General features: G+C 66.3%; 19 protein-coding genes. 8 read left to right on the top strand and 11 right to left on the bottom strand.

Annotated features, from left to right (window positions below; genetic code table 11):
• Nucleotides 1-39 precede the first annotated feature (39 nt).
• Nucleotides 40-459 (bottom strand): PaaI family thioesterase, encoded by a 420-nt coding sequence (locus tag OKW30_RS14470; RefSeq protein WP_184065344.1) that lies wholly within the window; start codon nucleotides 457-459, stop codon nucleotides 40-42.
• Between the two features lie 243 nt (nucleotides 460-702).
• Here OKW30_RS14470 and OKW30_RS14465 point away from each other — a divergent pair, with 243 nt between their 5' ends.
• Nucleotides 703-1,341 (top strand): ParA family protein, encoded by a 639-nt coding sequence (locus OKW30_RS14465; protein WP_184059634.1) that lies wholly within the window; start codon nucleotides 703-705, stop codon nucleotides 1,339-1,341.
• Between the two features lie 45 nt (nucleotides 1,342-1,386).
• Here the strand turns inward: OKW30_RS14465 and panD are convergent, their stop codons facing one another.
• From panD to OKW30_RS14445, 4 genes are all read right to left on the bottom strand, one after another.
• Entirely contained in the window at nucleotides 1,387-1,773 is a 387-nt protein-coding gene (gene panD, locus OKW30_RS14460) for an aspartate 1-decarboxylase (RefSeq protein ID WP_018431692.1), read from the bottom strand.
• A gap of 60 nt (nucleotides 1,774-1,833) precedes the next feature.
• Nucleotides 1,834-2,667 (bottom strand): pantoate--beta-alanine ligase, encoded by an 834-nt coding sequence (panC, locus tag OKW30_RS14455; protein WP_429347755.1) that lies wholly within the window; start codon nucleotides 2,665-2,667, stop codon nucleotides 1,834-1,836.
• A gap of 283 nt (nucleotides 2,668-2,950) precedes the next feature.
• A complete protein-coding gene (locus tag OKW30_RS14450) occupies nucleotides 2,951-3,874 on the bottom strand; it encodes a segregation and condensation protein A (RefSeq protein ID WP_429294671.1) in 924 nt (307 codons plus the stop codon).
• Nucleotides 3,875-3,894: 20 nt separating this feature from the next.
• Nucleotides 3,895-4,080 carry a DUF3460 family protein gene (locus tag OKW30_RS14445; protein WP_184007962.1) on the bottom strand — a complete coding sequence of 62 codons (186 nt, stop codon included), beginning with the start codon at nucleotides 4,078-4,080 and terminating at the stop codon, nucleotides 3,895-3,897.
• 267 nt (nucleotides 4,081-4,347) lie between these two features.
• Between OKW30_RS14445 and OKW30_RS14440 the strand changes: the two genes are divergently transcribed.
• Both OKW30_RS14440 and OKW30_RS14435 read left to right on the top strand, forming a co-directional pair.
• Entirely contained in the window at nucleotides 4,348-6,201 is a 1,854-nt protein-coding gene (locus tag OKW30_RS14440) for an autotransporter assembly complex protein TamA (protein ID WP_429346963.1), read from the top strand.
• Between the two features lie 45 nt (nucleotides 6,202-6,246).
• Nucleotides 6,247-10,584: a translocation/assembly module TamB domain-containing protein gene (locus tag OKW30_RS14435; RefSeq protein WP_429346962.1), complete on the top strand. Its 4,338-nt coding sequence runs from the start codon at nucleotides 6,247-6,249 to the stop codon at nucleotides 10,582-10,584.
• A gap of 97 nt (nucleotides 10,585-10,681) precedes the next feature.
• Here OKW30_RS14435 and metG read toward each other — a convergent pair whose 3' ends face one another.
• Together metG and OKW30_RS14425 are read right to left on the bottom strand one after the other, a co-directional pair.
• Nucleotides 10,682-12,814: a methionine--tRNA ligase gene (gene metG / locus OKW30_RS14430; protein ID WP_429346961.1), complete on the bottom strand. Its 2,133-nt coding sequence runs from the start codon at nucleotides 12,812-12,814 to the stop codon at nucleotides 10,682-10,684.
• Nucleotides 12,815-13,222: 408 nt separating this feature from the next.
• Nucleotides 13,223-13,876, bottom strand: coding sequence for an OmpA family protein (locus tag OKW30_RS14425; protein WP_184007820.1), 654 nt, complete (start codon nucleotides 13,874-13,876; stop codon nucleotides 13,223-13,225).
• A gap of 340 nt (nucleotides 13,877-14,216) precedes the next feature.
• Between OKW30_RS14425 and apbC the strand changes: the two genes are divergently transcribed.
• The 5 genes from apbC (at nucleotide 14,217) to OKW30_RS14400 (ending at nucleotide 19,873) form a co-directional block, all read left to right on the top strand.
• The gene (gene apbC, locus OKW30_RS14420; protein WP_184021091.1) at nucleotides 14,217-15,305 is read left to right on the top strand and encodes an iron-sulfur cluster carrier protein ApbC; all 1,089 of its coding nucleotides are present in this window, start codon (nucleotides 14,217-14,219) and stop codon (nucleotides 15,303-15,305) included.
• A gap of 130 nt (nucleotides 15,306-15,435) precedes the next feature.
• On the top strand, nucleotides 15,436-15,972 hold the full coding sequence (locus OKW30_RS14415; RefSeq protein ID WP_090803451.1) for a superoxide dismutase family protein: 537 nt from the start codon (nucleotides 15,436-15,438) through the stop codon (nucleotides 15,970-15,972).
• A 205-nt stretch (nucleotides 15,973-16,177) separates the two neighbouring features.
• Entirely contained in the window at nucleotides 16,178-16,747 is a 570-nt protein-coding gene (dcd, locus tag OKW30_RS14410; RefSeq protein ID WP_008924193.1) for a dCTP deaminase, read from the top strand.
• A 91-nt stretch (nucleotides 16,748-16,838) separates the two neighbouring features.
• Nucleotides 16,839-19,124: an arginine/lysine/ornithine decarboxylase gene (locus OKW30_RS14405; RefSeq protein ID WP_018419715.1), complete on the top strand. Its 2,286-nt coding sequence runs from the start codon at nucleotides 16,839-16,841 to the stop codon at nucleotides 19,122-19,124.
• A gap of 2 nt (nucleotides 19,125-19,126) precedes the next feature.
• A complete protein-coding gene (locus tag OKW30_RS14400) occupies nucleotides 19,127-19,873 on the top strand; it encodes a lysozyme inhibitor LprI family protein (RefSeq protein ID WP_260336381.1) in 747 nt (248 codons plus the stop codon).
• Between the two features lie 31 nt (nucleotides 19,874-19,904).
• Here the strand turns inward: OKW30_RS14400 and OKW30_RS14395 are convergent, their stop codons facing one another.
• From OKW30_RS14395 to zwf, 4 genes are all read right to left on the bottom strand, one after another.
• The gene (locus tag OKW30_RS14395; protein ID WP_184065365.1) at nucleotides 19,905-20,831 is read right to left on the bottom strand and encodes a bestrophin family protein; all 927 of its coding nucleotides are present in this window, start codon (nucleotides 20,829-20,831) and stop codon (nucleotides 19,905-19,907) included.
• 151 nt (nucleotides 20,832-20,982) lie between these two features.
• Nucleotides 20,983-22,899, bottom strand: a complete 1,917-nt coding sequence (locus OKW30_RS14390; RefSeq protein WP_429294679.1) for a bifunctional transcriptional regulator/glucokinase — start codon at nucleotides 22,897-22,899, stop codon at nucleotides 20,983-20,985.
• Nucleotides 22,877-23,593, bottom strand: a complete 717-nt coding sequence (gene pgl / locus OKW30_RS14385; RefSeq protein WP_090803460.1) for a 6-phosphogluconolactonase — start codon at nucleotides 23,591-23,593, stop codon at nucleotides 22,877-22,879. Before pgl ends, OKW30_RS14390 begins: the two co-directional genes overlap by 23 nt.
• Before the next feature lie 193 nt (nucleotides 23,594-23,786).
• Complete coding sequence (gene zwf / locus OKW30_RS14380) at nucleotides 23,787-25,250, bottom strand: glucose-6-phosphate dehydrogenase (RefSeq protein ID WP_429346960.1); 1,464 nt, start codon at nucleotides 25,248-25,250, stop codon at nucleotides 23,787-23,789.
• Nucleotides 25,251-25,662 lie beyond the last annotated feature (412 nt).

Genomic DNA, 25,662 nt, shown 5'->3' with positions numbered 1-25,662 from the left:
TTCATCGGCTTGAACGCAATTGCTGCGCGGGCGGTTCGCTCAGTACAACACCATCTGCGTGCAACGAAACAGTGCGATGGTCTTACCATCCGGACCGGTGACCGTCGCGTCCCAGACCTGCGTGCTGCGCCCAAGGTGCACACCCTTCGCGACCGCGCGGATCGTGCCCTGCGTCGCGGTGCCGAGGAAGTTGCTCTTCAGCTCGATCGTCGTGAAGTTGCGCGAGTTTTCGGGCAGATGCGCGATGCACGCGTAGCCGCACGCGGTGTCGGCGAGGCCGATCACCGTGGCCGCGTGCAGGAAGCCGTTCGGCGCGAGCAGCGCCTCGCGCACGGTCAGTTCGGCGACCAGCGTGCCTTGTTCCAAGGTCAGCACGCGCAGGCCCAGCAGGTCCGGCAGCGTGCCCTTCTGGCGCTCCAGCAGGCGTTCGACGGTGTATTCCGGGCGCAGTTTGCTCATGAGATTCAGGTCCTTGTGGAAAAAAACGGCGGGTTGGAGCGGCCGATTCGCGATGCGGGGGCTTCGGCCGCGCTGAATTTGTCGATATTATCAACGGCTGGACCGGCGGGCGTCCCTGGAAACCGAACTTCGAACGGCAGCGATCGTGGAGCCCGCCGACGCCGGTCACAGCGGATCGGCGGGGACGGAGCAATAGCGCGGCAAACCGGCTGGCGGTGTCCAGCCTTCTTTCCGGGAGATTTCATGTCGGTGATCGTGGTGGCGAATCCGAAGGGCGGCGTGGGCAAGAGCACGCTATCGACCAATCTGGCCGGCTATTTCGCCGCAGCGGGCGAATGGGTCGCGCTGGCCGACCTCGACAAGCAGCACTCTGCGCATGCGTGGCTCGAATTACGGCCCGCCACGCTGCCGAACATCGAAACCTGGGAGGTCAATCCCGACACGCCGGCCAAGCCGCCGAAAGGCCTCGAGCACGCGGTCGTCGACACGCCGGCCGGCCTGCACGGCAATCGCCTGAACATCGCGCTCGATCTCGCCGACAAGGTGATCGTGCCGTTGCAGCCGTCGCTGTTCGATATTCTCGCGACCCAGGAATTTCTCGAGCGGCTGGCGAAGGAAAAGGCGGTCAGGAAGGGCGCGATCGAGGTCGGCGTGGTCGGCATGCGCGTCGATGCGCGCACGCGCTCGGCCGAGCAGCTGCATCGCTTCGTCGAGGGATTGAAGCTGCCGGTGCTCGGTTTTCTGCGCGACACGCAGAACTACGTGCAGCTCGCGGCGCACGGCCTGACGCTGTGGGACGTCGCGAAAAGCCGTGTGGAGAAGGATCTGGAGCAGTGGCAGCCGATCGTCGAGTGGACGAACGGCGCGGGGAAGAAGGGCTGAGGCGGGGGCTGTCCGCCATCAGTCAAGCGTCAAGCTGAGCTTCGCTCAGCTCCAGGCCTGCGTGGGCACGTGGTCGCGGCTGCCCTTGATCTTGTTGTTTTCATCGACGAACACGAGGTCCGGCTTCCAGCCCGCCTTCAACTCCGCCTCGTCGACCACCGCGAACGCCGCGATGATGACCAGATCGCCGAGCTGCGCGCGACGCGCGGCCGAGCCGTTCAGCGAAATCATGCCGCTGCCGCGCTCGCCCTTGATCGCGTACGTCGAGAAGCGCTCGCCGTTGTTGATGTTCCAGATGTCGATACGCTCGTTTTCGACGATGTTCGCCGCTTCGAGCAGATCTTCGTCGATCGCGCACGAGCCCTCGTAGTGGAGCTCGCAGTGCGTGACCGCGACGCGGTGAATCTTCGACTTCAGCATATTGCGTTGCATGATCAATCCAATCCTGTGTGACTGCGCAGTGTAACTGTGGTCGCGCGGGCGGTTGCGGCGTCAGATTTCGAGGTTGTCGATGAGCCGGGTCGCGCCGAGCTTCGCGGCGGCCAGCACCACGAGCGGTGCGCTGGCGTCCTGCGCGCCGGGCGCGATCAGGTTCGAGCGCTTGCGGATCGCGATGTAATCGGGATTCCAGCCGCGCGCCGCGAGCGTCGCTTTGGCCGACTCTTCGAGTTTCGCGAAGTCGCGCTCGCCCGCGAGCACCGCGTCGCGCACCCGATTGAGTTCGGCGGCCAGCATCGGCGCCTCGGCGCGTTCGGCGGCCGAAAGGAACCGGTTGCGCGAGCTGAGCGCGAGGCCGTCGGTGTCGCGCACGGTTTCGGCGGCGACGATGTCGGTCGGCAGCGCGAACTGGTGGCACATCCGGCGCACGATCATCAGCTGCTGGTAATCCTTCTTGCCGAACACCGCGACGCGCGGCTGCACGCACGACATCAGCTTCATCACGACCGTGCACACACCGTGGAAGAAGCCGGGGCGGAATTCGCCCTCGAGGATGTCGCCGAGATCGTGCGGCGGATGCACGCGGTATTCCTGCGGCTCCGGATACATGTCCCTTTCGGTCGGCGCGAACAGCACGTAGACCCCTTCCTTTTGCAGCTTCTCGATGTCGGCTTCGAGCGTGCGCGGATATTTGTCGAAATCCTCGTTCGGGCCGAACTGCAGGCGGTTGACGAAGATGCTCGCCACGACCGGGTCGCCGTGCCGGCGCGCGAGGCGCATCAGCGACAGGTGGCCCTCGTGCAGGTTGCCCATCGTCGGCACGAAGGCCGTGCGATTCTGGCCGCGCAACTGGTCGCGCAATTCATGGATCGAGCTGATGACTTTCATGATCGGACAGGGATAGGCTCGCGCGGCGCGCGATCCGGTTGGCGCGACACCTGGCGGAATCGCGCGGGTCATCGCCTCACCGGCAAATGACGGGTTCGGAGCGCGGATTGTAGTGGATTTGGGCAGCGGACGCACCGAAACGCGGCGGCACTTCCGAGCGGCGCGCGACGAGCTTGCCGCGCACTCCCCGCTGAGGCCCGCCAAGCTTCGCTGCGACGGTGTTCGTAGCGAGATTTCCACGGTCCGGCCGCGGTCCGGCCGTCAAGCGGCCGTCATTCAGCGCTCAGGCCGGCAGATACGCCAGCCGCACGTAAATCGGCGCGAACGGCTCCGCCTGGGTGATTTCGACGAGCGATTCACGGCACAGCTCGAGCACGGCGATGAAATTCACGATGACGACCGGCACGCCGCGGCTCGTGTCGAACAGATCGGAAAACTCGATGAAGCGCGCATTCTGCAACTGCCGCAGGATCAGGCTCATGTGTTCGCGCACCGACAACTCCTCGCGCGAAATCTTGTGATGCTGGACCAGCTTCGCGCGCTTGATCACGTCGGCCCACGCGGCGCGCAGGTCGTCGCTGTTCACGTCCGGGAAGCGCGGGGCGACACTCTGCTCGATGTAGACCTCGGCGCGCAGGAAATCGCGCCCAAGCTGCGGCAACTGGTCGATGCGTTGCGCGGCGAGCTTCATCTGCTCGTATTCGAGCAGGCGCCGCACCAGTTCGGCGCGCGGGTCTTCGGCTTCCTCGCCGGTGTCGGCCTTCTTGACCGGCAGCAGCATGCGCGACTTGATTTCGATCAGCATCGCGGCCATCAGCAGATACTCGGACGCGAGTTCGAGATTGGTCTTGCGCAGTTGCTCGACGTAGCCGAGATATTGCACGGTGACATCCGCCATCGGGATGTCGAGCACGTTGAAGTTCTGCTTGCGGATCAGGTACAGCAGCAGGTCGAGCGGCCCCTCGAAGGTCTCGAGGAATACCTCGAGCGCGTCCGGAGGGATGTACAGGTCGTTCGGCAGCTTGAACAGCGGCTCGCCGTACAGACGCGCGAACGCGACGCCGTCGACCGTGTCGGGCGTCGAATCGGTGGCGGGCGTGGAAAGCGCGGTGTCGGACGGTGCCGGCGCTGGGCCGTGAACCGGGCCGTGAACAGGGCCGTGTATCGGGCCGTGAAGCGGACCATGCACCTCGTCAGCGTGACTCATCGTCGGCGTGACTGGGGAGCTTAGAAGTTCTGGTAGTACGAGTAAGGCGTCTGCTGCACGCGCGAAGTTTTCTGCTCGGCGCGCTCTTCCAGATCGATCGGCTGTTTGTCCCACAGCAGTGCGCGGCCTTTGCGTTGCTCGGCCTCCAGATTGGGCTTCTGTTGTTTGAGCTGGTTCAGGAACTGGGTGATGTCCGATTGATACATGGCTCGACGTCCGTGGTGGGTAGGGTGGCGGCTCTCGGGCTGGCCGCTGCGCGGTGCCGCGGGGAGGGCGCCGTCGTCCGCGATTTTACCGCATGCGTCGCGGGCGGTCGAAAATCGCCGCGGGCCGCCCATTTTTGAGATGAAGCGCGGAGCTCCGCCAGGGGCACGAGAGAGGCCGATCGGGGTCGCGTTGTGGTCAAATAGCATGCCTCGATCGCATGCGCGGCCGGGGCGCGAGAATTCACTCATTGAGGCCGGAGGTCCTGTTTGGCGGGAGGTACGATCGACATGCCGCGTGCGTTGCGCGGCGAGACCGGCCAGGCGCGCGGGCGCGCGCGTGAGCGCGAGGCGCTCGCGCGGTGCTGGCTGCGTGTGTCGCTCGCCATCGGCCTCGGCCTCCTGATGTTGCTGCTCGCCTTGGGCAAGGCTCACGCGGCGAGCAAGGCACCGAGCTACAAGGTCGAGGTGGCCGCCGAGCCGCGCGCGCTGCGCCGGCTGCTCGAACAGAACCTCGATATCTCGCGTTTCGCGAAGCGGCCCGACGTCACCGACGACCAGTTCTCGTTCCTGATCACCGCGACGCCGCAGCAGGTGCGCGATCTCGCCGCGACGCAGGGCTATTTCTCGCCGCTTGTCAGCACCGATGTGCGCACCGTCGACAACCTGCGGCAGGTCACCGTGCGCGTGGAGCCGGGCCCGCAGACCAAAGTCACGTCGGTCGATCTGTCGTTTCGCGGCGCGGTGCTGACCGAAGACCCATCGCGCGAAAACGCGACGCGCTTCGCGTTCTCGCTGCACGAGGGCGAGCCGTTCTCGCAGGGCGCCTGGGACGACGCGAAGAACGCGTCGCTGCACGAGCTGCAATCGCGCCGCTACCTCGCCGCGAAGATCTACCACTCGGAGGCGCTGATCGATCCGCGCACGCACACGGCGAAGCTGTCGGTGATCTACGACAGCGGGCCGACCTTCACGATGGGCCAACTCGACGTGCAGGGCACGAAGCGCTATCCGGAGCGCATCGTCCACAACGTCAATCCGATCTCGCCGGGCGACATCTACGACACGCGCACTGTCGCCGAACTGCAGCGGCAACTGCAGAACACGCCGTACTTCGCGAGCGTCGCGATCGACCTCGACAACAACCCCGCCAAGCCGCTCGACACGCCGGTGCACGTGAAGGTGTCGGAGTTTCCGTATCACAGCTTCCGCGGCGGCGTCGGCTATTCGACCGACAACGGCCCGCTCGTGCAGGGCGGCTACACGTATCTGAACACGTTCGGCGCGGCGTGGCCGTTCACCGTCGAGGGCCGCGCCGACAACACGCAGCAATACGGGCAGATCCAGCTGTCGATGCCGCCGGGCCAGCGCGGGTGGACCAATAGCGTGCTCGCGTCGTACACGACCACCGACGTCTCCGACACGCGCATCTACAGCATCCGCGGCGGCGTGCAGCGCTCGCGCACGTCGCAGTTCCTCGACTACAGCTATTCGCTGCTGTTCTACGACGATCAGCTCGACCAGAACGCGGCGCCGCCGACCCGCGCGCACGCGCTGGTGCCGGGGTGGTCGTGGACGCGGCGCGACACCGACGACCCGCTGTTCCCGCGCCGCGGCAACCTGATCCACGTCGAGGCGGGCTTCGCGGTGAAAGGTCTGCTCGCCGACCAGTCGTTCATCCGCGGCTACGCGCGCGGCCAGCAGTATTTCCCGATCGGCGTCGACGACATCGTGCTGATCCGCGCCGAACTCGGCGGCGTATTCACGAGCGGCAGCTCGAGGGGCATTCCGGCGTCGCTGCTGTTCCGCGCGGGCGGCTCGAACTCGGTGCGCGGCTACGGCTTCCAGAGCATCGGTAACAACGTCGCCGGTTCGATCCTGCCGACCAAGTACCTGGTGACGAGCGCGGCCGAATACCAGCACTGGTTCTCGCACAACTGGGGCGCGGCCGTGTTCTTCGACATCGGCACCGCGACCGACACCTGGGGCGAAAAAGTTTTCTATCCGGGCGCCGGCGTCGGCGCGCGCTGGCGCAGCCCGGTCGGCCCGGTCAATCTCGATGTCGCTTACGGGATCCGCGATAACCGGGTGCGGCCGTATATCACGCTCGGCATCGCGTTCTGACGTTTTGACGACAACCCACTACCTTATTTGCCACCGTATTCACGCATGACCACCGACGTCACCGCCCCGCCCCCCGCGCAGCCGCCCGGCGCCATGCCGCCAGGACCGCCGGAGGGGCAGCAGCCGCCCGACACGCCGCCGCCGAAGCGGCGCTGGGGCCGGCTGCTGCTGAAGTCGGTCGCGGGCACGGTGGTCATGCTGGTACTGCTCGCCGCACTCGCGGTCGGTCTGCTGTACGGGGCGCTGACGACCGAGCGCGGCACCGCGTACGCGTGGCACGCGGCCGTGAAGCTGCTCGGCGGCCGGCTCGCCGGCACGCTCGACGGCGGCACGCTCGCGCGCGGCGTGCAACTGCGCGACGTGCGCTGGCGCAGCCTCGACGGCAGCGGCACCGACATCGAGATCGACCGCGTCGCGGGCAGCTGGGCGCTCGCGCGCGAGCCGTGGCGGTTCACGATCGACTACCTGCACGTCGGCACGATCGAGGCGCGCGTCGGCCCGTCGTCGGCGAGCACCAACGAGCCGCTGAGCTTGCGGCAGGATCTGCAGCTACCGATGCAGCTGGAGATCCGCGACGTGCAGGTCGAGCGGCTGCTGCTGCACCAGGGCGCGTCGACGACGGAGCTGTCGAGCTTCGCGTTTCATGGGCGCAGCGACGGGCGTCATCACGAGGCCGCGATCGATCGGCTCGATACGCCGTTCGGGGCGCTGACGGCAGCGGCGAAACTCGATGGCGTGCGGCCGTTTCCGCTCACCGGCGAAGTCGGTTATGCGGGCAAGGTCAACGATGAAGCGGTGCAGGTGGCCGGCCACCTGAGCGGCACGCTCGAGCAGCTCGTCGCCGAGCTCGATGCGAGCGGCATGAAGCTCGCCGGCCACGCGCGGGTCGAAGCGACGCCGTTCGCCGCGGTGCCGTTGCAGCGCGCGACGCTGAGCTTCGATCATGTGAATCCGCAGGCTTTCGCGCCGGGTGCGCCGCTGGCCGATCTGGCGGTGCGCGCGGAGCTGCAGCCGGTCGAGCAGGGCGCGGCGACCGCCCCTGGCACAGCCAGCGCGGCGAAACCGTCGGCCGCCAGCCATCCGCACCACATCATCGGCGGCCATCACGCGCCGGCCAAACCGGCGGCGGGTTTCGCCGTCGCCGGCCATGTCTCGATCGTCAACGCGAAACCCGGCGCAATCGACCAGAAACTGCTGCCGCTGATCGATGCGAACGCCGACGTGCGCCTCGACGCCCACACGCAGAGCATCTCGAACCTGAACGTGCGGCTCGTGCGCAACGCGACGCTCACCGGCGGCGGCACGCTGAGCGGCCGGCACGGCCGGCTCGATCTGAGCGTCGCGCGGCTCGACCTGAACGCGCTGCAGGCGACCGTGCGGCCGACGCAGCTGTCCGGCCCGATCGGCATCCGCCTGAACGACGACATCCAGACCCTGACGCTCGATCTCGCCGACCCCGCCGCCGCGCTGCGCGCCCAGGGCAAGATTACGTTCGACCCCGCACGCATCAGCTTCAACGACGTGCGCGTCACGTCGGGCCGTGGCCGCATCGATCTATCGGGCGCGCTGAAGCACGATGAGAACTCGACCTACAACCTGAAGGCGCAACTGACCGATTTCGATCCGCTGTCGCTGACCTCGCAGATGCCCGCCCGCACGCCTGTCACGACATCCGGCGCGTCCGCCGCGAGCGGCGCGCAACGCGAGCGGCAAGCGCAAGCCGCGGCGCTCGTGGGCAGCACCGCCGGCGCGAAGAGCGCGGCGCCCGGCGATCAGGCCGCCGCCATCGCGAAGAACACCGCGCAAGCCGCGGCGCAGACCGAAGTGCTCGAGCGCAGGACGCCACCGCCCGCGCATCGCGCGGGCCCTGCGCCACGCGCAGCCGCGCAGGCAGGTCCGCCAGCGCGCAGGATCGAGGCGCGCGTGAACGCCACGGTCACGGCAGCAGGTGTGCTCGCGCCGGTCTTCACGACGCGCGCCGAATTCACGCTCGGTCCGAGCGTCTACAACGACCTGCCGCTCACGGGCGGCGGCATGATCCAGCTGGCCGGCTCGCGAATCCTGCCGAGCCACGCGAATCTTTCGGTGGCGGGCAACCGGGTGAATCTGCAAGGCAGCTTCGGCGCGGCCGGCGACCGGCTGCGCTTCGGCATCGACGCGCCGCAGCTCGATCGGCTCGGCTTCGGCCTCGCGGGCGCGGTCGCCGCGGACGGCGACGTTACCGGCTCGTTCGCGCATCCGAACGTCACGCTGAATTACAAGGCCGACAGCGTCGTGTTCGCGAGCAACCGCATCGGCCATGCGGAAGGCCACGCCGAGTTGCGCGACGGCGCGAACGGCGCGCTCGCGTTCACGACCGACGCGCGCAATGTCAACGCGGGCGGCGTCGACCTCGCCACGCTGACCGCCCGCCTGTCCGGCACACGCGCGAACCACACGCTCGAAGCCGCCGCGACCGGCAAGCTGCAGGACCGACCGCTCGATCTGACGCTCGCCGCCAACGGCAAGCTGACCGACACGCGCGACGGCTCGCGCTGGGACGGCACCGTCACGCGTCTGCAGAATCGCGGCACGCCGGCGCTCAATCTCGAATCGCCGCTCGCGCTCAGCGCCGGGCCGGGGCACCTCACGCTCGGCGCAACGCGCCTGACGATCGAAGGCTCGGTGCTGACCCTGAAGTCATTCGCGTTCGATCACGGCCGCATCCAGTCGGCCGGCAGCCTGACCGATGTGTCGCTCGCGCACTTGCAGGAGCTGCGTCGCCAGATCACCGGCGAGCCGCCCGCCGTGCGCACCGACCTCGTGTTCGACGGCGACTGGGACTTCTCGCTCGGCGCGACGGCGAGCGGCCACATCGAGCTGCGCCGGCGCAGCGGCGACGTGACGGTCGAGATCGGCCGCGGGCTCGCGTCGATGGGCATTGGCGACATCCGAGCGCGCGCCGAATTCACCGGCGGCAACCGGCTCAATGCGACCGTGCATGCGCAGGCGAGCCGCGTCGGCGTGATCGATGCCGACGCGCACACGCCGCTCGTACTGCGCGACGGCATGTTGAGCGTCGATCCGCAAAGCGCGCTGTCGGGCAACGTGAACGCGAACGTGCCGTCGCTGCGCACGACGGGCGGCCTGCTCGGCCCCAGCTATCTGCTCGACGGCCATCTCGCGCTGAAGCTCGCGCTCGGCGGCACGGTCGCGAAACCGAACGTGACCGGCTCGCTGACCGGCGACGGTCTGTCCGCGACGGTCGTGAGCCAGGGCGTGCAACTGAAGGACGGGGTCGTGCGCATCGCGCTGTCGCAGAACATGGTGGACTTCCAGCAGGTCGAGTTCCACGGCGCGAGCGGCACGCTGCGCGCGACCGGCCGCGTGCGTCTCGACAGCTCGGAGCCCGACATGACCGCGAGCATCGTCGCGGACAAGCTCGATGTGTTCGCGTCGCCGGACCGCCATCTGTCGCTGTCGGGCAGTGCGAACATCTCGAACGGCGGCGTGGAGCGCGGCCCCGTGATCGACGGCAAGTTCGTGGTCGACAGCGCGCGGTTCGATCTGCCCGAGCAGGCCGCGCCGAGCCTCGGCGACGACGTCGTGATCATCCGCCCGGACGGCACGCGCTCGGGCGGCCGGCCGCCTCCGAGCGAAGGCGGCCAGCCGCCGGCGAGCCCGTTCGCGCCGCGCGCGAACATCGAGATCGGCCTCGGCAACGACTTCCGCTTCCGTGGGAAGGGCGCCGATCTCGGCCTCGCCGGCACGATCACCGCGACGAGCGCGCCGAATACGCCGCTGCGCGCGGTCGGCAACGTGCGCGTCACGCCGGGTTCGACCTACACCGCATTCGGCCGCAAGCTCGCGATCGAGAACGGCTTCTTCACGTTCAACGGGCCGGTCACGAATCCGGGCATCAACATTCTCGCGATGCGCCGCAACCAGCAGGTCGAGGCCGGCGTACAGGTAACGGGCACGCTGCAGGCGCCGGTCGCGCGGCTCGTGTCGGAGCCAAGCGTGCCGGACAACGAAAAACTGTCGTGGCTGCTGTTCGGCCACGGCACCGACCAGGGAAATAACCTCGGCCAGCAGAGCACGATGACGACCGCGCTCGCGCTGCTCGGCAGCGCGACGGGTCAGCGGATCGCGCAGACCGTCGGGCTCGACGAGTTTTCGATCGGCCGCAGCGAGGTCGGCCTGACCGATCCGCAAGTCGTGATGGTGTCGAAGGCGATCAACGAGCGGCTCGTGATCGGCTACGAGCAGGGGTTGCAGTCGGCGAGCAATGCGATCAAGGCAACGATCAATCTGACGCGATACTGGTCGCTGGTCGTGTATGGCGGCACGTTCTATGGCGCCGACGTGCTGTACACGCGGCGCTTCGACCGGATCTCGTGGTGACGCGGGCAACATAAAAAAACGGAACGCCTGGAAGCGTGCCGTTTTCGTCATACCTGCCTGCGGCGAGGTGGGGCGAGGCGCCCGAAGGCGCCGCGCGTTACTTCACGCGCATGCCGGGCTTCGCGCCGCTATGCGGCTCGAGCACGTAGAGGCCCGGTTCGGCCTTCTCGTCCGCCGCCGATGCCGCTAGCACCATGCCCTCGGACATGCCGAACTTCATCTTGCGCGGCGCCAGGTTCGCGACCATCACGGTCAGCTTGCCGATCAGGTGCTCCGGCTGATACGCGGACTTGATGCCCGAGAACACGTTGCGGGTCTTCTCTTCGCCGACGTCGAGCGTCAGTTGCAGCAGCTTGTCCGAGCCCTCCACCGCCTTGCAGTCGACGATCTTCGCGATGCGCAGATCGACCTTCGCGAAGTCGTCGATCGTGATGATGCCGGCCTCTTCTTCCTTCGCGGCGACGGCCTTGGCGTGGGCCTTCGCCTTCGCCTTCGCATCGGCCGGGGCCGCTTCCGGCGTGGCCTGCAGCGAGTCGCGATTGGCCGCGAGCAGCGCCTCGATCTGCTTCGGATCGACGCGCGTCATCAGATGCTTGTACGCGTTGATCGGGCGCGCCGAGCTGAGCGGCACGGTGGCGTCGGCCCACACGAGCGGCTCGATGCCGAGGAAAGCCTCGACCGCTTCGGCGAGCTTCGGCAGCACCGGCTTCAGGGCCAGCGACAGCAGACGGAACGCCTCGATGCTGACGCTGCAGGTCTCGTGCAGCGCGACCGCGTTGGCCGGGTCTTTCGCCTGATCCCAGGGCTTGGCGGTATCGACGTAGGCGTTGACCGAGTCGGCGAGCTCCATGGTCTGACGCAGCGCGCGGCTGTAATCGCGCGCCTCGTAGTGCGCGGCGATCTGCGGCAGCGCCGCGCGCAGCGTGCCGAGCAGCGGATGATGCATCGCGCTGTCCTGCACGCGGCCGTCGAAGCGCTTGATCAGGAAGCCGGCCGCGCGGCTCGCGATGTTCACGTATTTGCCGACCAGATCGCTGTTCACGCGCGCCTGGAAGTCGTCGAGATTCAGGTCGAGGTCTTCCATCGTGCCGTTCAGCTTGGCCGCGAAGTAGTAGCGCAGCCATTCCGGATTCAGGCCGGTGTCGATCACGCTTTGCGCGGTGATGAAGGTGCCGCGCGACTTCGACATCTTCGCGCCGTCGACCGTCAAAAAGCCGTGCGCGAACACGTTGGTCGGCGTGCGATGGCCCGAGAACTCGAGCATCGCGGGCCAGAACAGCGTGTGGAAATACAGGATGTCCTTGCCGATGAAGTGGTACTGCTCGGCCGTCGAGCCCTTGCGGACCCACGCGTCGAAGTCGAGGCCGCGTTTTTCGGCGAGGTTCCTGAAGCTTGCGTAGTAGCCGACCGGCGCGTCGAGCCACACGTAGAAATACTTACCGGGCGCGCCCGGAATCTCGAAGCCGAAGTACGGCGCGTCGCGCGAGATGTCCCAGTCGGCGAGTTTGGCTTCGCCGGCGTCGCCGAGCCACTCGCGCATCTTGTTGGTCGCTTCGGGCTGCGCGAGGCCGCCGACCCAGGCGCGCAGGAAGTTCTCGCAGCGCGGATCGGACAGGCGGAAGAAGTAGTGCGTCGAGGTCTTGCGAATCGGCGTCGCGCCCGAGACGACCGAGTACGGATTGACGAGCTCGGTGGGCTGGTAGGTCGAGCCGCAGACTTCGCAGCTGTCGCCGTACTGGTCTTTGGCGCCGCATTTGGGGCACTCGCCCTTGATGAAGCGGTCCGGCAGGAACATTTCCTTGACCGGGTCGTACGCCTGTTCGATCTCGCGCGCGTCGATCAGCCCCGCTTCCTTCAGCGCGAGGTAGACGTTTTCGCTGAGCACGCGGTTTTCCTCGGAGTCCGTCGAGTAGTAGTTGTCGAACGAAATGCCGAAGCTGTCGAAGTCGCGCTTGTGTTCCAGCCAGACGCGATCGATCAGCTGTTTCGGCGTCAGACCTTCCTGTTCCGCGCGCAGCATCACCGGCGTGCCGTGCGTGTCGTCTGCGCCGACGTAGTAGACCTCGTGGCCGTGCATTCGCAGCGCCCGGACCCAGATGTCCGTCTGGATATATTCGACCAGATGGCCGATATGAATCTGCCCGTTCGCGTAAGGAAGGGCCGACGTGACGAGAATCTGACGGCGGCCGGGCGGCGCGCCTGCTGGGAGGTCGGTGGCGGGTGCTGACATAAGGATCGGGGGTGCCTGCGGTGGGACGAAACGGTGATTTTAGCAGGGCGCACGCCGCACGCGGACCGGGCGCGGCGGGCTGGACGCGCGGAACAGAGGGGGATGGGGGCGGGCGCTGCGGTGGGGGACAGCCAGGAACGATGCCTGGCGAAGCGGGGTGCAAAACCGCGCGGGCAAAAAAAAACCGGGGTCGATAAACCCCGGAGCAACAACGACAAGAGGAGAATGGTGACGTGATGGCTTCGCCAGCCACGTACCGTAAAGACAGACCGCGGATTTTCCGCAGAGTTCGAAATTTTTTTCGATCCGTCGACAAACCGGTCCGGCGGCTCGTCCCGGCCGCAAGCCGGGCGCGTGCGGCTGAAACGCCCGGCCGGCCCGGCGGTGCCTTCTCCTTGAGAGTTGCCCTTATTGGGTCGCGTGCTGGGCCGTGGCGCGCAGATAGATCTCGACGCGACGGTTGGCCGCACGGCCGGCTTCGGTGTTGTTGTCGGCGATCGGCTGGTTCGGGCCCATGCCGGTGGCCGACAGGCGTTGCGGCGCGATGCCGCGTTGCGCCAGATAGCCGGTCACGCTCTGCGCGCGATTGACCGACAGCGTCTCGTTGTATTGCAGCGAGCCGGTGCTGTCCGTATGGCCGACGACCGACGCGACGACTTCGGGATTCTGCTGCAGCGTCTGTGCGAGCTGGTCGAGCACCGGTGCGAACGACGGCTTGATCGCGTAGCTGCTGGTGTCGAACGTGACCGAACTCGGGATGTTCAGCTTGAGCGAGCCGTCAGGTTGCTCGGTGATCTGCGTGCCGGTGCCCTTGGTCGCGCCCGACATGCGGTTGCGGATGTTGTCCCAGTTGTAGCCGGTGATGCCGCCCACCGCGGCGCCGGTGGCTGCGCCGATCGCCGCGCCCTTGCCGCCGCCGAAGATCGCGCCGATCGCCGCGCCGGCACCAGCGCCCACGCCGGTGCCGACTGCTGTGTTGGTGCCCTGTTGAGTTGCGCAGCCTGCCACCAGCGAGCCGGCCACGGCGAATACGGCCACGCGAGTCATGATTCTTGCATTCATTTTGGTTTCCTTTCGAGTGCGAATGAGCTAGCGGGTAGCGGTCAGTCTATGCAGCGAACATTACGGCAATGCACTGACCACTCAGAAAGTTCGGGAACGATTCCTGCGCCTTGCTTCGCGCGGTCCTACAGCGAAGAAGGGTCTTCGGGCACCGTGTGCCGTCAGACACTACAATAGTGCCTGAAACACACAGCGATGCGACCCTACGGCGTCCCGCGTGCCCCGAAGGGTGCCCGGCACGTTCGATTTTCGCAATGCCGCATAACAATTTCTTGCAAATTCCGCCGCGTGGCCGATCGGTCCATCTCGCCGCGCCGCACCTCTTCCCCACGGAGTATCAATGAGTATCGATCGGGCTTTGGTCGACGCCGCCGTCGCGGCCGTCACTGACCCCAACACGGGCGCGCCGTACGCGGCCGCGAAGAGCATCCGCAACGTGGTTGTGGAGGGCGACGCGGTCAACCTTCAGGTGACGCTCGGCTACCCGGCGAAAAGCCAGTTCGACGCGATCCGCCAGCGGTTCGCCGACGCGTTGCGCGCGGTGCCCGGCGTCGCGAACGTGCGCGTCGAGGTTTCGCAACAGATTGCCGCACACACCGTGCAGCGCGGCGTGAAACTGCTGCCCGGCGTGAAGAACATCGTCGCGGTTGCCTCGGGCAAGGGCGGCGTCGGCAAGAGCACGACCGCCGTGAATCTCGCGCTCGCGCTCGCGAGCGAGGGCGCGGCGGTCGGCATTCTCGACGCCGACATCTACGGCCCGTCGCTGCCCACCATGCTCGGCATCGAGGGTCGCCCCGAATCGCCCGACGACAAATCGATGAACCCGATGACCGGCCACGGCGTGCAGGCCAGCTCGATAGGTTTCCTGATCGAGGCGGACAACCCGATGGTGTGGCGCGGCCCGATGGCGACCTCGGCGCTCGAACAGCTGCTGCGCCAGACCAACTGGCACGAACTCGACTATCTGATCGTCGACATGCCGCCGGGCACCGGCGACATCCAGCTGACGCTCGCGCAGCGCGTGCCGGTTACGGGCGCCGTTATCGTCACGACGCCGCAGGACATCGCGCTGCTCGACGCGAAGAAGGGCCTCAAGATGTTCGAAAAGGTCGGCATCCCGATTCTCGGCATCGTCGAGAACATGGGCCTGCACATCTGTTCGAATTGCGGGCACGAGGAGCACATCTTCGGCGCCGGCGGCGGCGAGCGCATGGGCAAGGAGTATGGCGTCGACGTGCTCGGCAGCCTGCCGCTCGACATCACGATCCGCGAGCAGGCCGACTCGGGCCGTCCCACGGTCGTCGCGGACCCGAACGGGCGCATTGCGGAGCTCTATCGCTCGATCGCGCGCAAGGTCGCGGTGCATATCGCCGAACGCGCGCGCGACATGAGTTCGAAGTTTCCGAACATCGTCGTGCAGAACACCTGAGCGGCCGTTCGGGCGAGGGATTAGGGGTGATCTCGATCCCTATTTTCACGAACTCTCGCGGTATCATGTCGACTTCACGAGTTCGGCTCGGCGGCCGCAGGGGCAGCCGCCAGGCCGACAAGAGGATCGCATGGGAAAACGAATCGACGGGCACGCGGTACATGCGTTCATCGTCCTGACTGCCGGCTGTGTGCTGTTGAGCGGCTGTGGCGTATTCCTGAGACCACAGGAAAAGCGCGCCGACGCGCAACTGCTGCCCACCGTGGGCAACCAGGCGCACGGTCTCGTGACCTTTATCGAGCGCTCGGACGGCGTCCAGGTCACCTACAATCTCACGGGCTTGCCGCCCAATAGCGACCACGCGCTGCAGGTGCACGAGCGCGGCGACTGCAACGCCGCCGACGGCTCCAGCGCCGGTCCGGTGTTTTCGCCGGCGGCCGAACGGCTCAAGGCCGGCGCGCGCGTCGAGGGCGATCTCGGCAACATCCATGCGGACGCGAACGGCGTGGCCACCGGCTTCATCGTCGCGCCGGACGTGTCGCTCGACGGCATCCGCTCGGTGCTGCAGCGCGCGGTACTGCTCCACCGCGATGCGACCGATCCCTACGCTTACCCTCAGCATGGCGCGGGCGCGGCGATCGCCTGCGGCGTGATTCGCCAGCAGTGAAGCGCGAGCGCGCTTTCGCCGCGCCCGTCCCGCCACGGCGTCGTGCCAGTCGGCGGACCCCCTTCATCGAGCGCGCCTCGCGCCATCTGCGGCAGCGTCTCCGTGATCGCGTAAAATAAGCGGCCTTTGCCGGCTGGGCGCCGCCGCCGGCCGTTTTCATCTATCTTTCGTCACACCTGATATTCACGTCGAGCAGCTCTCACCTATGACCATCAAATCTGACAAGTGGATCCGGCGCATGGCCGAGTCGCACAAGATGATCGAGCCGTTTGCGCCCGATCAGGTTCGCGTCTCCGAAGACGGCCGGAAGATTGTCAGCTACGGCACCTCGAGCTACGGCTACGACATCCGCTGCGCCGACGAATTCAAGATCTTCACCAACATCAACTCGACGATCGTCGATCCGAAGAACTTCGACGAGAAGTCGTTTGTCGATTTCAAGGGCGACGTCTGCATCATCCCGCCGAACTCGTTCGCGCTCGCGCGCACGGTCGAGTATTTCCGTATTCCGCGCAGCGTGCTGACCGTGTGCCTCGGCAAATCGACCTACGCGCGCTGCGGGATCATCGTCAACGTGACGCCGTTCGAGCCGGAATGGGAAGGCCACGTCACGCTCGAATTCTCGAATACGACACCTTTGCCTGCGAAAATTTACGCGAACGAAGGCGTCGCCCAGGTGCTGTTTTTCGAAAGCGACGAGATTTGTGAAACGTCGTACGCGGATCGCGGCGGCAAGTATCAAGGTCAGCACGGCGTCACGTTGCCGAAAACGTGACGCCGGCAGCGTCTTGACCCACCAGTTATTCGGGTAACCGCTGCGCTTTTTTGCGTAACGCAGCGGTCGTTTTCTTTTTGGAGAATCGCCCATGAAGTTCCGTTTCCCCGTCGTCATCATCGACGAAGATTTCCGCTCCGAGAACATCTCGGGTTCCGGCATCCGGGCTTTGGCCGAAGCCATCGAGAAAGAAGGCGCGGAAGTGCTCGGGTTGACGAGCTACGGCGATCTGACCTCGTTCGCGCAGCAGTCGAGCCGCGCGTCGTGCTTCATCCTGTCGATCGACGACGACGAGCTGCTGCCGTACGTCGATAACGTGGTCGTCGAAGGCGAGACGCCCGAGCTTGCCGCCGCGATCGTCGCGCTGCGCGCGTTCGTGACCGAAGTGCGCCGCCGCAACGCCGATATTCCGATCTTCCTGTACGGCGAAACGCGCACCTCGCGCCATCTGCCGAACGACATCCTGCGCGAGCTGCACGGCTTCATCCATATGTTCGAGGACACGCCGGAGTTCGTCGCGCGCCATATCATCCGCGAGGCGAAGGTGTATCTCGACTCGCTGGCGCCGCCGTTCTTCAAGGAACTGGTGCAGTACGCGGAAGAAGGTTCGTACTCGTGGCACTGCCCGGGTCACTCGGGCGGCGTCGCGTTCCTGAAGAGCCCGCTCGGCCAGATGTTCCACCAGTTCTTCGGCGAGAACATGCTGCGCGCCGACGTCTGCAACGCGGTCGACGAACTGGGCCAGCTGCTCGACCATACCGGTCCGGTCGCGGCCTCGGAGCGCAACGCCGCGCGCATCTTCAGCGCCGACCACGTGTTCTTCGTGACCAACGGCACCTCCACCTCGAACAAGATCGTCTGGCACGGCACGGTGGCGCCGGGCGACATCGTGCTGGTCGACCGCAACTGCCACAAGTCGATCCTGCACGCGATCACGATGACCGGCGCGATTCCCGTGTTCCTGACGCCGACCCGCAACAACTTCGGCATCATCGGCCCGATTCCGCGCAGCGAGTTCGAACCGGAGAACATCCGCAAGAAGATCGAGGCGAACCCGTTCGCGCGCGAAGCGCTCGCGAAGAACCCGAACCTGAAGCCGCGCATTCTGACGATCACGCAAAGCACCTACGACGGCGTGATCTACAACGTCGAGATGATCAAGGAGATGTTGGGCGAATGGCTCGACACGCTGCACTTCGACGAAGCGTGGCTGCCGCACGCCGAATTCCACGAGTTCTATCAGGACATGCACGCCATCGGCGCGGGCCGTCCGCGCATCGGCGCGATGGTGTACGCAACGCACTCCACGCACAAGCTGCTCGCCGGCATCTCGCAGGCGTCGCAGATCGTCGTGCAGGATTCGAAGAACAGCCGCTTCGACAAGCATCGCTTCAACGAGGCGTATCTGATGCATACGTCGACGAGCCCGCAGTACGCGATCATCGCGTCGTGCGACGTGGCCGCGGCGATGATGGAAGCGCCGGGCGGCACCGCGCTCGTCGAGGAGTCGATCGCTGAAGCGCTCGACTTCCGCCGCGCGATGACCAAGGTCGACACCGAATACGGCGACGACTGGTTCTTCAAGGTGTGGGGCCCGGACCAGTTCGCCGAGGAAGGCATCGGCTCGCGCGACGACTGGATGCTGCGTCCCAACGACGCATGGCACGGCTTTGGCCCGCTCGCCGAAGGCTTCAACATGCTCGACCCGATCAAGGCGACGATCGTCACGCCGGGTCTCGACATGGACGGCGGCTTCGGCGAAACCGGCATTCCGGCCGCGATCGTCACGAAGTACCTGGCCGAGCACGGCATCATCGTCGAGAAGACGGGCCTGTACTCGTTCTTCATCATGTTTACGATCGGCATCACGAAGGGCCGCTGGAACTCGATGGTGACCGAGCTGCAGCAGTTCAAGGACGACTACGACAACAACCAGCCGCTGTGGCGTGTGCTGCCCGAGTTCGTGCAGCATCATCCGATGTACGAGCGTGTCGGCCTGCGCGACCTGTGCCAGCAGATCCACAGCGTGTATCGCGCGAACGACATCGCGCGTCTGACGACCGAGATGTACCTGTCGAGCATGGAGCCGGCGATGAAGCCGTCCGACGCGTTCGCGAAGCTCGCGCACCGCGAGATCGATCGGGTACCGATCGACGAGCTCGAAGGCCGTGTCACGTCGATCCTGTTGACGCCGTATCCGCCGGGCATTCCGCTGCTGATTCCGGGCGAGCGTTTCAACAGGACCATCGTCAACTATCTGCGTTTCGCGCGCGAGTTCAACGAGCGCTTCCCGGGCTTCCATACGGATATCCACGGGCTCGTCGGCGAAATGGTCAACGGGCGCATCGAATACTTCGTCGATTGCGTGCGCATCTGACGATGGGGTGGGTGACGTTTCTGCCGGCCCTGGCAGCGATCGGCCGCTGGCGGCGCGGGGCCGGCGTGCTGGCCTTCGCGCTGGCGGCCGGCACGGTGGTGTTCGGCGGCATCGCGAGTCCGGCGGCGCATGCCGAGGTGGCCGCCGCCGATCCGATCGACGCGTCGATGCGCGCGTGCCTCGCGCGCGCCGACATGTCGACGACGATGGGACAGGTGCAGTGCATGGACACTGCGCGCATCGGCTGGAAGGTCGCGGTCGACAACGCGTACCAGCAGTTGCTCGCGAAGCTGCCGCCCGCGCGGCGCAGGCTGTGGGAAAGGAGCCAGTCGAGCTGGCTCGCGTCGCGCGATGCCGAGAAGCAGTTGCTCGCCGCGGTCTTCGCCACGACCCAGGGTTCGATGTACGTGCTTTCCGAAGCCGACATGCAGCTGCAGCCGGTGCGCGACCGCGCGCTCGCGCTGCGCAGCGCGCTCGCCGATGCGAACGGTCCGGCGCCGCGCCGGCCGCGCGCCTGCAACGCCGACGCGCGTTGCGAACACGCGATGTTCGATCTGAACCGCTATTATCGTGTGCTCGAATCGAAGATGCCGGCGCAATCGCGGCCGACGCTCGTGCACGCGCAACGCGCGTGGAGCGCGTATCTGACGGCGGCGACGCGGCTCGTCGACGAGCACGGGCGTATCGACATCATCGGCGCGCGCGTCGCGACGATCAAACGGCTCTCCGAAACGGCCGGCAACCACTGACGGCCGCCGACCGGCGCGGCCCACCGCGCATTCAATCCCATTGATAACGGTCTTCGCGCGGCTGCGGCGGCGCGAGCGCCGGCTCGCCGAGCAGATCGCGCATCGCATCCTCGATCATCGCGGACATCGTGTTGAGCGCGAGGTCATTGTCGTCGGTGCCGAACGGTTCTTCGAGCTGCGACGCGATCGCTTCGTGCGCCATGAACGTGTACGCGACGAACACCGCGAACACCGGCGTGAAAATGCCGATGCTATTGACGAGTCCGAATGGCAGCGACGCGCAGAAGAAGTACACGGTGCGGTGGATCATCACCGAATACGCGAACGGCAGTGGCGTCGACGCGATGCGCTCGCACCCGCCGATCACATCCGACAGCCCGTTCAGATTGCGGTCGAACGCGAGCACCGCCATCGGATCGAGCGCCCCCGCGCGTGCCGCGCGCTGCACCCATTCGCCGAGGCACAGCAACAGCGCGGCTGGCTTGTAGCGCGATCCAATCACACGTTCAAACAGTGCGCGGGGCAGCCGCGCGGCAAGGTCGTCGCGCGGTTCGGTCTTGCGCAACTGATGACGCAGCGCATGCGGGAGCGCGCTCAGCATCGCCAGAAACGCGGCGGCTTCTTCTTTGGGCAACTCGCGCGACGGCAGCGTCAGCGCTTGGCGCGTCAGCGAGCGCGACTCATTGAGCAACTGCCCCCACAGCTTGCGCGCCTCCCACCAGCGGTCGTAGCTCGCGTTGTTGCGAAAGCCGAGAAACACCGCGAGCGCAATGCCGACCAGCGAGAACGGCGCGATCGAGTTCAGGTTCAGGCTGACGGGCAGCAGATGATCGTGTGCGGCGAGCGCAATGATCGAGATGAAGAAGATCAGCAGGAGCCGCGGTAGCAACTGCGGCAGCACCGAGCCGCGCCACGCGAGCAGCATGTGAAACCAGTGGAGATGCGGGCGGATGATCATGGCAAAGCGGTTCGGCCAGGAGATAGAGCGCCTATTATCGGTCGCTTTTCGCGTCCCCAAACAGGAAAACCCGCGGCGGGCGCATCGAAGACGATGCACACGCCGCGGATTCGTTCACCGCGAGCGGATCGGGACAGCCGTTAACGGAGGCTCAGTCGCGCGGCGACGAAGCAGCGCCGTGACTGAGCCAGTCGAGCACGGCCGTCGCGTCGTCGTCGGCGCCTTCGCGCGCTTTTTCGACCGTCTCGGCGACGTCGTCGCTCGGCACCGCGCGCCGAATCGCCACACCGACCGCGAGAATGTCGATCATCACGAGGTGCAGGATGCGCGAGATCATCGACAGTTGCGACTCGCGAATCTCGATGTGATCGGTTTCCAGCGCGACCGTCGCACGCTTCGCGAGCGGGGTGTTGCTCGACGTGATCGCGATCACCTGCGCGCCGGCCTGCATCGCGACGTCGAGCACGCGCAGCAGCTCGGGCGCGCGCCCCGACTTCGACACCGCGACGATCACGTCGCCCTTGCCGAGCAGCGCGGCCGAGGCCGCCTGCATGTACAGGTCACCGTACGCGATGGTCGGAATGCCGAAGCGGAAGAACTTGTAGTGCGCGTCCTGCGCGACGATGTTCGAATTGCCGAGTCCGTAGAACTCGATGCGCCGCGCGCCGTTCAGCAGGTCGATGGCGCGTTCCACGTGCTCGAAGTTCAGATGCTCGCGCAATTGCAGAATCGCGGACACGGTGTTGTCGAGCACCTTCGCGCCGAAGTCGGTCGCGGTGTCGCCGAGATGCACCTGGCTGTGGCTGACCGGAATCGTGCCGGTCAAACCGGTCGCGAGCTTGAGCTTGAAGTCCGACAGCCCCTGGCAGCCGAGCGAGCGGCAGAAGCGGATCACGGTCGGCTGACTGACGTCGGCCTTGCGCGCGATGTCGACGATCGGATCGTTGATGATCGAACGCGGGTGGTTCAACGCGAGTTCGGCGACGCGGCGCTCGGCCGGCGTCAGCGCGTCGCGCATCTGGCGAATCCGCTCGAACACCGCCGACGAGCTGCCGCCCGCGCGGTTCGACAGCTGCTCCGCCAGAATCGCCGATACGCCGAGGAACGCCGGGTATTCGGCGGTAATCACATAGGTCGGCACGTTCTGCAGATACGCCTCGAAGCGGCCCTTCGCCTCGAAGCGCTGGCGAAACGACGAACGCGCGAAGAACTCGCCGAGGCGTGGCACGACGCCGCCGCCGATATAGATGCCGCCGAGCGCGCCGAGCGTCACCGCGATATTGCCGGCGAAGGTGCCGAGAATGCCGCAGAACACGTCGACCGATTCGGCCGCGAGCGGCTCGCCTTCGAGCGCGCGCTTGACCACATCGGCGGTATTGACGCTGGCCGGCACGCGCTTCTTGTCGCGGCCCGCGAGCGCGCGATAGATCACCTCGATGCCGGGTCCCGCGGCCACGCGTTCGAACGACACGTGTGACCACTTCTTGCGCGCGTACTGCAGCACGATATCTTCACGCTCGTCGGCGGGTGCGAAGGTGGCGTGGCCGCCTTCGCTGCCGAGCGCGATCCAGCGGTCGTCGGCGGGAATCAGGCCCGACACGCCCATGCCGGTGCCGGGGCCGAGCAGGCCGATCACGCTGTTCGGCCGGCGCTGGCCACCGCCCACCTGCACGCGCTGAGCATCGGTGAGGCCGGGCAGCGCCATCGCGAGCGCGGTGAAGTCGTTGACGACGAGCAGCGTGTCGAAGCCGAGCGCGCGGCGCGTCGCTTCGATCGAAAAGGTCCAGTCGTGATTGGTCATGCTGACCTGGTCGCCGTCGACCGGGTTCGCAATCGCGATCGCCGCGTGATTGACGCGGCCGATCTTCGTGTCCTTCAGATACTTCTTGATGACGTCGGCGACACTCGGGTAGTCGGCGCAAGGATAGATCTGCACCGAGCCGATTTCGCCGGGGCCCGTCTCGAGCGCGAAACGCGCATTGGTACCGCCGATGTCGGCCAGCAGCCTCGGTCCATCGGCGTGCTGGACCGCGCCCGGCACAGCTTTAGTTTGCACACCAGTAGACATCGAGTCTCACTCCCTTGTCGTTTGCCAGCTGCGAGATGGCATTTTTTTGTAGCGCGGCGGACGCGGCGTTGAGCACGTCCATCTTGCGCGGCCCTGCGATCAGCAGAAACAGATGCTTCACGTCCTTCAGCGCGGACAGCGACCAGCTCACGCGCGCGTGCGGCGCCGCGCCCGGATGCACGGCGACGAAACGCTCGGTCGTGTTGATCGCGTGATCCCATTCGGGCGCATCGGCGAAGATCGACGCGGTGTGGCCGTCTTCGCCCATGCCCAGCACCGCGACGTCGGGCGCCGTGGCAAAGCGCGCGTCCGCGTTCAGCGCGGCGACGTGCGAATGCAGATCCTGGGTGGTGTCGACGAGCGGCCAGAAGGTCGCGTGTTGCGCCGCGTTCTGCAGCAACGTGGCGCGCGCGAGCTGCGCGTTGCTCGCGCTATCGGTCTCCGGCACCCAGCGGTCGTCGACCAGCGTGATGGCGATGCGGGGCCAGTCGAACGTCTGCGTCGACAACGTTTGCAGGAACGGACGCGGGCTGCTGCCGCCGGACACCGCCAGCATGGCCGGGCGCGCGAGCGGGGTGGACGTGCCGGTGCCGGCCGCCTGTGCGGCAAGCGACGCATGTAACGCGTCGCCCACCGCTTTCGCCAGCGCGTCGGATTGGGCGCGCTGGTCGTCGAAAGCGTGAAGCTCGATCACTTCTCCTCCGTGCTGCTTTCTTGTTAGGTCTGCGGAATCAGCCTGACTGCTCTCGCACGATGCCTGCAAGGCGGGTGGCCTGCAAACGCATGACGCGATACCGGCGCGACTCCGTTCAGTTCGTCGGTGGTGTTGCCGGCGCCGCGCGCCGAGGTGTTCATCGCGCGCGGCGCCGTCCATCAATTCATCAAACTCAATTCTCTTCCTCGAGCCAGCAGGTGCCGTGCTGGGCGAGCATCGCGCTCGCCGCGGCCGGTCCCCACGTGCCCGCCGCGTACGGCTTGGGCGGCTTGGTCGAGGCCTTCCACTCGTTCAGGATCGGCTCGACCCAACGCCATGCGGCTTCCTGTTCGTCGCGCCGTACGAACAGCGCGAGGCGCCCGTGGATCACGTCGAGCAGCAGCCGCTGATAGGCTTCCATCTGGCCTTCGCGGAAGAACCGGTCGAACGCGAGATCGAGGTATACGCTCGCGAGGTTCATACCCTCGCCGGGCTGCTTCGCGAGACAGTACAGACGAATCGTTTCGTTCGGCTGCAGACGGATCACGAGGCGGTTCGCGCCCGCGCGCAGCGCCGACGCGCCAAGCGCCGAATGCGGCACCGCACGGAAATTCACGACGATCTCGGCGACGCGATCGGCGAGCCGCTTGCCCGTGCGCAGGAAAAACGGCACGCCGGCCCAGCGCCAGTTCTCGATCTCGACCTTCAGCGCGACGAAGGTCTCGGTCGAGCTATCGGGCTTCACGCCGTGCTCGGTCGCGTAGGCCGGGACCGTGTTGCCACGGATCACGCCCGAATGATACTGGCCGCGCACCGCGACCTTGCCGATTTCCTGCGGCTCGACCGGTTTGAGCGCGCGCAGCACGCGCAGCTTTTCGTCACGCACCGAGTCGGAATCCATCGAGTGGGGCGGCTCCATCGCGACGATCGACAGCAACTGCAGCAGGTGGTTCTGCACCATGTCGCGCAGCGCGCCGGTATTGTCGTAGAAATCGCCGCGCGCTTCGACGCCGAGTTCCTCGGCGATCGTGATCTGGATGCTTTCGACCCACTCGCGGCGCCACAGCGGCTCGAACAGCGCATTGCCGAAGCGCAGCGCGAGCAGGTTCTGCACCGGCTCCTTGCCGAGGTAGTGGTCGATCCGGTAGATCTGTTCTTCAGCGAAGATTTCGCCGACCGCATCATTAATTGCGTTCGACGACTTCAGGTCGTAGCCGAGCGGCTTCTCGAGCACGATGCGCGCGTTATGGTTCAGGCCCACCGCGGCGAGCGCATGGCAGATCGGCACGAACAGCGACGGACCCGTCGCCAGATAGAACACGCGGATGCCGGGCATCTCCTGGATCGCGTCGCGCAGTTGCGCGAAGTCATCCGGATTGCCGAGATCGATCTTCACGAACTCGATGCGCGCGAGGAAGCTCGTCCACGCGGCTTCGTCGAGGCCGTTCTTCGACACATGCGGCTTGACGTGCCCGTCGACCCACTGCAGATACTCGCCGCGATCCTCGACGTGCCGCGCGAGCGCGACGATCTTGCCGCTGTCGGCGAGCATGCCGCCCGCGCGGTGCGCCTCGAACAGCGCGGGCAGGATCTTGCGCATCGACAGATCGCCGGTTCCGCCGAAGAGAACGAAGGTGAAGCTTGAGTCGGTATGCATGAGTCTCCGTCGATGTCCTGAAGGGCCGCCGCGCTGATCGGACACTGCACGCGCAGCGCCCCGGAAGAGCGACCGTAGTCCGATAAAATATTTTTTGACACTGAATTGTAGTTTAACTACAATCCAAATCAAGAGGTAGCGTTAATTCGATGAAAAAAGCGTGCGCTGTGCTGACGGAATGCACGCTTTTTGCGAATCGGCGGGCGTCCCCGGCACGCTAACGGACAATGGGACAACGCCTTCCGGTACGCGCCAGCAGGGTGCCGGCGGACCTTACGGAAAGCCGGGGAGTCGACGGGCTTGCGGGTCGTTGCCCGCAGCCGACGTCAGGCTGGCGTCGAGTTGGCGTATGAGGTACCTCGAGTCTGCAGCGCGATGCGGGCAGGCAAAAATCAAAAGAGGAGACAGTCAG

Source organism: Paraburkholderia sp. Clong3 (assembly GCF_050436485.1).
Classification (GTDB): Bacteria; Pseudomonadota; Gammaproteobacteria; order Burkholderiales; family Burkholderiaceae; genus Paraburkholderia; species Paraburkholderia tuberum.
The sequence above is the reverse complement of the archived record's forward strand: the minus strand, read 5'-3'. Positions and strand labels throughout refer to the sequence as shown.

What these genes read in the sequence shown, in the direction of transcription:
- OKW30_RS14470 (WP_184065344.1), bottom strand. Translation starts at nt 459, where the DNA reads ATGAGCAAACTGCGCCCGGAATACACCGTCGAACGCCTGCTGGAGCGC.
- OKW30_RS14465 (WP_184059634.1), top strand. Translation starts at nt 703, where the DNA reads ATGTCGGTGATCGTGGTGGCGAATCCGAAGGGCGGCGTGGGCAAGAGC.
- panD (WP_018431692.1), bottom strand. Translation starts at nt 1,773, where the DNA reads ATGCAACGCAATATGCTGAAGTCGAAGATTCACCGCGTCGCGGTCACG.
- panC (WP_429347755.1), bottom strand. Translation starts at nt 2,667, where the DNA reads ATGAAAGTCATCAGCTCGATCCATGAATTGCGCGACCAGTTGCGCGGC.
- OKW30_RS14450 (WP_429294671.1), bottom strand. Translation starts at nt 3,874, where the DNA reads ATGAGTCACGCTGACGAGGTGCATGGTCCGCTTCACGGCCCGATACAC.
- OKW30_RS14445 (WP_184007962.1), bottom strand. Translation starts at nt 4,080, where the DNA reads ATGTATCAATCGGACATCACCCAGTTCCTGAACCAGCTCAAACAACAG.
- OKW30_RS14435 (WP_429346962.1), top strand. Translation starts at nt 6,247, where the DNA reads ATGACCACCGACGTCACCGCCCCGCCCCCCGCGCAGCCGCCCGGCGCC.
- metG (WP_429346961.1), bottom strand. Translation starts at nt 12,814, where the DNA reads ATGTCAGCACCCGCCACCGACCTCCCAGCAGGCGCGCCGCCCGGCCGC.
- OKW30_RS14425 (WP_184007820.1), bottom strand. Translation starts at nt 13,876, where the DNA reads ATGAATGCAAGAATCATGACTCGCGTGGCCGTATTCGCCGTGGCCGGC.
- apbC (WP_184021091.1), top strand. Translation starts at nt 14,217, where the DNA reads ATGAGTATCGATCGGGCTTTGGTCGACGCCGCCGTCGCGGCCGTCACT.
- OKW30_RS14415 (WP_090803451.1), top strand. Translation starts at nt 15,436, where the DNA reads ATGGGAAAACGAATCGACGGGCACGCGGTACATGCGTTCATCGTCCTG.
- dcd (WP_008924193.1), top strand. Translation starts at nt 16,178, where the DNA reads ATGACCATCAAATCTGACAAGTGGATCCGGCGCATGGCCGAGTCGCAC.
- OKW30_RS14405 (WP_018419715.1), top strand. Translation starts at nt 16,839, where the DNA reads ATGAAGTTCCGTTTCCCCGTCGTCATCATCGACGAAGATTTCCGCTCC.
- OKW30_RS14400 (WP_260336381.1), top strand. Translation starts at nt 19,127, where the DNA reads ATGGGGTGGGTGACGTTTCTGCCGGCCCTGGCAGCGATCGGCCGCTGG.
- OKW30_RS14395 (WP_184065365.1), bottom strand. Translation starts at nt 20,831, where the DNA reads ATGATCATCCGCCCGCATCTCCACTGGTTTCACATGCTGCTCGCGTGG.
- OKW30_RS14390 (WP_429294679.1), bottom strand. Translation starts at nt 22,899, where the DNA reads ATGTCTACTGGTGTGCAAACTAAAGCTGTGCCGGGCGCGGTCCAGCAC.
- zwf (WP_429346960.1), bottom strand. Translation starts at nt 25,250, where the DNA reads ATGCATACCGACTCAAGCTTCACCTTCGTTCTCTTCGGCGGAACCGGC.